Below are 5,517 nucleotides of genomic sequence, written 5' to 3'. Positions count from 1 at the left end.
GCGTCGCCCCACAGGGCTTTCTGGAGGCTGACGACGAACTTGCCGTAGTTCTGGTAATAGCTGGTCTGCCCCGGGCGCAGCGGCTTGAACAGCTTTGTCTTCATGTACTCGTCGTAGCTGGTTTCCTTGTCCGTCGGCAGGCTGAGGTAGCCGGGCATCTGGTTCGACAGAAGGCCGATGTCGGTCAGGCCCTGGATGTTGGAGTGACCACGCAAGGCATTCATGCCACCGCCGGCCACGCCGATATTGCCCAGCAGCAGCTGGACCATCGCCATGGCGCGGATGTTCTGCGCACCGACCGAATGCTGCGTCCAACCCAGCGCGAACAGGCTGGTCATCGCCTTGTCCGGCGCGGCGGTGGCGGCGATGAGTTCGCATATGTGCAGGAATTTGTCCTGCGGCGTGCCCGTGATCCGCGAGACCATCTCCGGTGTGTAGCGTGACACGTGCTGCTTCAGGAGATTGATGACGCATCGCGGGTCCTGCCAGGTGTCGTCCGTTTTGGCGAAGCCCTGTTCGTCGAACTCGTAGTTCCAGCTCGATTTGTCGTAGGTGTTGGTTTCGCCATTGAAGCCGCTGAAGTGACCGTCTTCGAAGGAAAAGCCGTCCGCAACGATCAGGCTGGCGTTGGTATAAGCGCGCACGTAGGCGTGCTGGATCGTGTCTTTCTCCAGCAGGTAGTGCATCACGCCGCTGAGGAACGCAATGTCGGTACCCGGACGGATCGGGGCGTAGTAGTCGGCTACAGACGCGGTACGTGTGAAGCGCGGATCGACCACGACGAGCTTGGCGCCGTTCTCGATCTTCGCTTCGATCACCCATTTGAAGCCGCACGGGTGTGCTTCGGCGGCGTTGCCACCCATGACGATAACGAGATTGGCGTTCCTGATGTCCTGCCAGGTGTTGGTCATCGCACCGCGACCGAATGATGGGGCCAGACTGGCCACCGTCGGTCCGTGTCAGACGCGCGCCTGGTTGTCGAACACCACCATGCCGAGTGAACGTGCCACCTTCCATGTGAGGTAGGCGGTCTCGCTGGATGAGGCCGAGGCCGCCAGCATGCCGGTGCTGATCCAGCGGTTGACGGTGGTGCCTGCCGCGTTCTGCGTGATGAAGTGCTTGTCGCGGTCCTCCTTCATCAGCCGCGCGATGCGGTCAAGGGCGAAGTCCCAGGACACCTCCTCGAATTCGGTGCCGCCCGGTTTTCGATATCGCGGCGCTTTCAGGCGGGTAGGGGCGTGCACGATGTCGAGCAGCGCGGAGCCCTTCGGACACAGCGTGCCACGGTTCACCGGATGATCCGGATCACCTTCGATGTGGATGATGTTGGAGAGGGCGTTCTTGGCCCGGTCACCCATGCTGTAGATGAGGATGCCGCAGGCGACCGAGCAGTAAGTACACGTGTTACGTGTCTCGGTGGCGTGGGCCAGCTTGAAGGGTCGCACCGCGGCCGCTTGCGCGACGCCCGAGGCGCCGAAGCCGAGCATGCCGAGACTGCCGGCAGCGAGCCCCATCCCGGTGACTTTCAGAAACTCACGGCGAGTGAGTGGCATGACTTGAGCTCCCTCGAAACCTGGCTTGGACAGACCGCCCGGTAAACGGACGGCGACGTGGCTCGGCTTTACTTCGAGGCGGTGTCGGAACACCGGCCTGCTGGTCAAAAACGTAGCACGATCATCGCGCCAAGGTCGATGACATTCTTGCCCTCCAAACACCGCGATCCCTCCTCTGTAGGAGCCGATTCATCGGCGATTCCACAAGAACAATGTTTCATAACATATTGAATAACCATAAAATATAAGGGACACCCCCACAGCCCAATCACCACCCCCGTACTTCTACGGTCGCCAYCCCCGTAATTGCTCGGTCGCCGCAACGCGCCCCGCCGCTCGACAATGCCCCTCAATCTGCCCTCTACCCGACCACAGGGGAAAGCTCGCCATGGAAGCCGCCAGCAGCGCGCACACCTGGATCGAGGTCGCTGCGCTCGGTATCGAGTTGCTGGCCACGGCACTGATCATCTGCGCGATCGTCGCCGCTACGGCGATCTACCTCGCGGGACTGCTCCGCCGGGTCGCTAATCCTCCCGCGCATTACAAGCAGTACAAGCAGCGACTGGGGAGGGCCTTGCTGCTTTGCCTGGAGATCCTCGTTGCCGCCGATATCGTGCGCACTATTGCGCTCGACAGCTCGGTGCAGAGCGTGCTCTCGCTCGGCCTTCTGGTCGTCATCCGTACCTTCCTCAGCTGGTCGCTGATCCTCGAAGTGGAGGGACGGTGGCCCTGGCAGCGAGAGGAATCAGAAAAGCGCGTCGACGAGATGGTTGACGATGGTTGAGAAGGGAATGGCGGAGAGCCAGATCGGCACGAACGGAAGCGCCGTGGCGACCACGATCGATAGCAGGCCGGGAATGTCGTAGATGGCCGTCCGCATCGCATAAACATTCGCCGTGATGGCGTAGAGGTCGGTTGTCGCCGAGAAGTCAGGGCGCTCCAGCAGGTCGCTGTCCAGCTTCTGGCCCTCGGCAAACCACCGGGCCTCGAACACTTCGCCACCGCGCGCGGCGAGGTCGCCGTAGCGGTAGACGCCGATGCGCCAGGCCACCAGCAGTGCACGTGTGAAAACCAGTGGCGGGGTGGCAAACAACAGGAGCGTCACCACGGCCGTGACGATCGGCGTCGCCTCGTGGCCGATGGGCGATGCACCCGCGATCACTTTATTGGCCAGCGTGCCGGCAACGACAATACCGATAGGCAGCGCGAGCGTAGACAGGATTCGCGGCGAGTACGCCAGGAACTGCAGGCCGCCGGTCTGGTCGGGGTGGGCCGAGACCAGGTAGAGGCCCATATGCGCCATCCGCCAGAGGAACCGGAACCATACGCCCAATCGCCAGAGCCACGCGAGCACCAGCCCCAGAAGGAGCGGCAGGCTGATGGCGAGGTGCCACCAGCCCGCCATCGAGAAGCCGCCGGCCAGCATGCCGCGTTGCCAGAGCGGTAGCAGCTCGCGCGGAACGACGATGGCCAGGGGAATGGCGAAGGCATAGACGACGATCACGAGAAAGCCGGAGGGCCACACGCCGCTGCTGAGGCGACGGCTGCTGGCGAGCAGCCCCTCGTACTCGTCCCTTCGCGAGGGTGGCACCAGGTTGGTCTCAGCGAAATACGTCGCCATCGATTCCAGACGAGGCAGGACGACGTATTCCGCCACGATGAAAAGGGGAACGGCAAGCAGGAAGCGGGCGTGTACGGCTACGTCACGGATAAACGAAGGCATCGACGTGGCGTTCGCACTGACCAGCGACAGCACCAGCAGCGGCACCCAGCCGAGGGCGATCGCCAGGACGACGCGTCGCGTCGCTTCGCGCCGGTCGTCGACATGGATCAGCCGCAGGCGTCGCAGCATCTCGACGTGCATGGACTCGCTGAAGAGAACTCCCGCGCGCATCACGGCCTCAGTGGCGTTGGCGCCGGCATCAGGTCATGGCGAGAGGCTAGATGCCCTGGGCATAGCGACCTAGCGAAGGCTTACCTAGCCTCGACACAGTAATTGTACGCATGACGCTGCGGTGCCCAGGCACCGAGTATTTGTTACCCGCAGCTCAAGGAGTCACCTCATGTCCAGGCGCTTGTTGGCTGAGTTCCTCGGTACCTTCTGGCTGGTATTCGGTGGTTGCGGCAGCGCGGTACTCGCCGCCGCTTTTCCAGAACTGGGTATCGGTTTTGCAGGCGTCGCGCTCGCGTTCGGCCTGACCGTCGTGACGATGGCTTATGCCGTCGGCTACATCTCGGGCGCTCATTTCAATCCCGCCGTTACAGTGGGTGTCTTCGCGGCCGGCCGTTTTCCGGCGAAGGATGTTGTCCCATATGTCGTCGCCCAGGTCATCGGTGGCATCGCTGCCGGTGGTGTGCTTTACATCATCGCCAGCGGCAAGCCCGGGTTCGATGTCGCGCTCGGTTTCGCCACCAACGGCTACGGCGAGCACTCTCCCGGCGGCTTCTCGCTGGCCGCGGCGGCTGTTGCCGAGTTCGTCCTCACGGCGTTCTTCCTCATCGTCATCCTTGGCGTCACGCATAAGCGCGCTCCGGTCGGCTTTGCGCCGCTGGCCATCGGCCTTGCGCTGACGCTSATCCATCTGGTTTCCATTCCGGTGACCAACACCTCGGTGAATCCGGCGCGAAGCACGGGCGTTGCCGTATTCCAGGGTGGCTGGGCGCTGGGCCAGTTGTGGCTGTTCTGGGTGGTGCCACTGGTGGGTGGCGCCGTCGGTGGCTGGGTCCACAAGGCGCTGCTGGAAACGGGGCCGGAGCCGCTGGAGGACATCGAGGGCGTTCGACCATCGGCCGGGAGATAAGGCGGCCGATCACCGGCGCTTCACGCGGTCTGGATACCCTTTCCCGGCATAAATAAACAGCCCGCGAAAGAAAGGTATCGAATGACCGACCAGGTCTCCGCCCAGGACCCCGGGGCACACAAGGCCCCACCGCTGCGCAAAACCCCCACCGGCATTGCCGGTCTGGACGCGCTCACCTTCGGAGGCCTGCCCGAAGGCCGTCCCACGCTTATGTGCGGCGCGGCCGGCTGCGGCAAGACGCTCTTCGGCATCACTTTTCTCGTCAAGGGCTCCGAAGATCACGGCGATCCCGGCGTCTTCATGAGCTTCGAGGAGCGCCAGGACGAGCTCACCACCAACGTCGCCTCGCTCGGCTTCGACCTCGACGATCTCATCGCGCGAAAAAAGCTGGTCGTGGACTACGTGCGCCTCGAGCGTGGAGAGATCGAACAAGCCGGTGACTACGATCTGGAAGGCCTGTTCGTGCGTCTTGGCCACGCGATCGACACGATAGGCGCCAAACGCGTCGTCCTGGATACGGTCGAGGCATTGTTCGCGGGGCTGGAGGATTCGGCCACGCTGCGATCGGAGTTGCGCCGCCTCTTCGCCTTCCTCAAGGCCAAGGGCGTCACGGCGATCGTGACCGCGGAGCGTGGCGAAGGCCAGCTCACCCGGTACGGCATCGAGGAGTACGTCTCCGACTGCGTGATCCTGCTCGACAACCGCGTGATCGACCAGGTGACGACACGCCGTTTGCGCGTGATCAAGTATCGCGGTTCGTCCCACGGGACCAACGAATATCCCTTCCTCATCGACGAGCAAGGCGTGACCGTGTTGCCGATCACCTCGGCGGGGCTGGCGCACGAGGTGTCGTCGGAGGTGATCTCTGCCGGCGTCGCAGGGCTGGACGCGATGCTCGGACGTCATGGTTACTACCGTGGCTCCAGCGTGCTGGTGTCGGGTTCCGCCGGTACGGGCAAATCGACGCTCGCGGCCTCGTTTGTCGACGCGGCCTGTGCCCGTGGCGAACGCAGCCTGTATTTCGCCTTCGAAGAGTCGGCCGCCCAGGTCATCCGCAACATGGGATCGGTGGGTATCGACCTGCAGCGACACCGCGATGCGGGTCTGTTGGTGTTCGAAGCGGCCCGCCCGAGCCTTTACGGGTTCGAGATGCATCTGGCGCG

Annotated in this window: 5 protein-coding genes; 3 read left to right on the top strand and 2 right to left on the bottom strand. The window is 63.4% G+C overall.

Annotated features, from left to right (window positions below; translation table 11 throughout):
- Positions 1-1,553 (bottom strand): molybdopterin-dependent oxidoreductase (locus AC1DT2_RS14880; RefSeq protein WP_477297140.1); only part of this gene is annotated, 1,553 nt, incomplete at its 3' end.
- Between the two features lie 388 nt (positions 1,554-1,941).
- On the opposite strand from AC1DT2_RS14880, the gene AC1DT2_RS14875 reads away from it, so the two are divergent.
- On the top strand, positions 1,942-2,337 hold the full coding sequence (locus AC1DT2_RS14875; RefSeq protein ID WP_063572432.1) for a DUF1622 domain-containing protein: 396 nt from the start codon (positions 1,942-1,944) through the stop codon (positions 2,335-2,337).
- Here the strand turns inward: AC1DT2_RS14875 and AC1DT2_RS14870 are convergent.
- Positions 2,299-3,447 (bottom strand): hypothetical protein, encoded by a 1,149-nt coding sequence (locus AC1DT2_RS14870; RefSeq protein ID WP_477297138.1) that lies wholly within the window; start codon positions 3,445-3,447, stop codon positions 2,299-2,301. The two genes, AC1DT2_RS14875 and AC1DT2_RS14870, sit on opposite strands and share 39 nt — an antisense overlap.
- 169 nt (positions 3,448-3,616) lie before the next feature.
- Between AC1DT2_RS14870 and aqpZ the strand changes: the two genes are divergently transcribed.
- Positions 3,617-4,354 (top strand): aquaporin Z, encoded by a 738-nt coding sequence (aqpZ, locus tag AC1DT2_RS14865; RefSeq protein ID WP_477297136.1) that lies wholly within the window; start codon positions 3,617-3,619, stop codon positions 4,352-4,354.
- 81 nt (positions 4,355-4,435) lie between these two features.
- Positions 4,436-5,517, top strand: a 1,082-nt coding sequence (gene kaiC / locus AC1DT2_RS14860) for a circadian clock protein KaiC (protein ID WP_477297135.1), incomplete at its 3' end; no start/stop codon positions are given.

It is taken from the genome of Luteibacter sp. P4_E6 (assembly GCF_056401535.1).
This window is presented reverse-complemented; position numbering and strand designations above follow the sequence as displayed.

Bases quoted from the DNA above. Each gene is read 5' to 3' on its own strand.
- AC1DT2_RS14870 (WP_477297138.1), bottom strand. From the start codon at position 3,447: ATGCGCGCGGGAGTTCTCTTCAGCGAGTCCATGCACGTCGAGATGCTG.
- AC1DT2_RS14875 (WP_063572432.1), top strand. From the start codon at position 1,942: ATGGAAGCCGCCAGCAGCGCGCACACCTGGATCGAGGTCGCTGCGCTC.